Source organism: Streptomyces bohaiensis (genome assembly GCF_012033785.1).
Classification (GTDB): domain Bacteria; phylum Actinomycetota; class Actinomycetes; order Streptomycetales; family Streptomycetaceae; genus Streptomyces; species Streptomyces bohaiensis.
In genome coordinates, this window is the sequence record NZ_JAAVJC010000458.1 from 1 (window position 1) to 2,140 (window position 2,140).

Annotated in this window: 1 protein-coding gene; it reads left to right on the forward strand. The window is 78.1% G+C overall.

Translation table 11 applies throughout. The features are described 5' to 3' along the window. Window positions 1–285: 285 nt before the first annotated feature. The coding region (locus HCN52_RS23905) for a DUF3492 domain-containing protein (RefSeq protein ID WP_168090503.1) at window positions 286–2,140 on the forward strand (1,855 nt) is incomplete at its 3' end.

Consider the following 2,140-nt stretch of genomic DNA (forward strand, 5'->3'; position numbering starts at 1 on the left):
GTGCAGGCCGGCCGGCGCGTCCGCGGGGCCGGCGCGCCGGCCCGGCCCGGCGTCAACCGCACTCGGTGCGGCGCCGGCCTCGTTCACCTGTCCGGCTGCCGTAACGCTCGCGCGGGCCCATGGTTACGTTTCTTCACCCCTTCCGGTGGCAGGACGGACAACCGTCCGCCGCGGCGCCCGTCCAGCGACTTAGCTTCTTCCCGCAGGTTCCGCCCCGGGGCGCACCACCGTTCCCGGGTCGGTCGACGACCGAGTCCCGTCCGTCGGGGAGAAGGGGGTGCACCGGTGCGCGTCGCACTGCTCACCGAGGGTGGCTACCCGTACGCGCGCGGCGAGTCCGGCGACTGGTGCGAGCGCCTGCTCCGCGGGCTCGGGGACCACGAGTTCGAGGTCTGCGCGCTCAGCCGCACCGCGCGCCAGCACGCCGGGCCGCGGAGCGCGCTGCCCGAGAACGTCACCACGGTCCGCAGCGCCCCGCTGTGGGGTCCGCCGCCCGCCGAGCACCGCGGTGACGGCCGGGTCGGGCGTCGGCTCGCGCGCCGGTACGCCGAGGCGTTCGCCGAGCTGACCGCGGCACTCTGCGGCGCCCCGCACACCGCCGCGGCGCGCCCTCCCGCGGGCGGACTGCCGGAGCGTGACGCCGGCGCGGCCACCGCCGAGCGGGCGGCGGACCGTTTCGGCGCCGGGCTGTACGCGCTGGCGGACCTCGCCGCGGACCACGGCGGGCTCAGCGCATGGCTGCGGTCGGAGGGCGCCGTACGGGTTCTGGAGGCGGCGTGCCGCGCGCCGGGCGCCCCGCGCGCCGTGCACAGCTCCCGCGTCACCGACCTGCTCGCCGTGGCGGAGCGGCTGGAGCGGGTGCTGCGGCCCCTGCAACTGGACTGGTACGGCCTGGCGGCACCCGACGGCGACGCCGGGCTGGCCGCCGTCGACCTCTGCCACGCCGTCGGCGGGGGAGCGGCCGCGCTCCCGGGGCTGCTGGCCCGGCACTTCCACGGCACGCCGCTGCTGGTCACGGAGCACGGCGCCCGGTTGCGGGAGCACTACCTGGTCAGCGCCGCACACGCGGTCGCCCCCTCGGCGCCGTCCGCTCCGGTCCGCGCGCTGCTGTCGGCCTTCCAGGCCCGACTGGCGCACGAGACGTACGCGGCGGCCGCGCTGATCACCCCGGGCAACACGCACACCCGGCGGTGGCAGGAGCGGTGCGGCGCCGACCGCGGGCGGCTGCGTACGGTCTACCCCGGCATGGATGCCGGCCCGTTCCGGGAGGTGGCGCGGGAGAGCGCACGGACGGCGGTGCCGGCCGGCGCGGGCCCCGGGCGCCGCCCGGAACGAGGCGCCGGTGGCGCCGCCCGCCCGCTGTCCGCCGGTACCCCGACCCTCGTCTGGGTCGGCGTCGTCGAACCCGGCAAGGACCTGGTGGGGTTGCTGCACGCCTTCGCCGAGGTGCGGCGGTCGGTGCCGGACGCCCGACTGCGACTGGTGGCCACCCCGCAGCGGGGCCGCAGCGACCCGGAGTACCTCGCCCACTGCCGTGGGCTGGCCGCCCAGCTCTTCCCCGACGAGGCACCGGACCGCCACGCGGTGGGGGAGAACCCGGTGCGGTTCGAGGAGGTGGGCGACCCGGCGGTGCCGACCGTCGCCGACGCGTACGCGGACGCGTCGGTCGCGGTGCTCTCCAGCGCCACCGAGGGGTTCCCGGTGCAGTTGGTCGAGTCGATGTTCTGCGCCCGGGCCACCGTGTCGACCGACGTCGGAGCCGTGTGCGAGGCCATCGGCGGCACCGGGCTGGTGGTCCCGCCCCGCAACCCCCGCGCGCTCGCCGACGCCTGCACCGACCTGCTGGCGGACCCGGTCCGCCGCGAGCGGCTCGGCGGCGCCGCACGGGCCCGGGCCCTGGAGTTGTTCACCGTGGAGCAGAGCCTGGCCGCCTTCCGGTCGATCTATCTGGAGTTGATCTCCGACAGCCCGGCGCGCTGGTCCGACACCGCGCGGGGCGAGACCGCGCGGGCCGACGCCGAGGTGCCGTTCGCCCGGCCGGCCGAGGCACACCTCCCCGCCCGGCTGCCCGCCGCCGTGCCGAGCTGGGCCGACACCGCGATAGCCGGTGCCGTCCGCCGACCGCGCCGTGGCTCCCGGC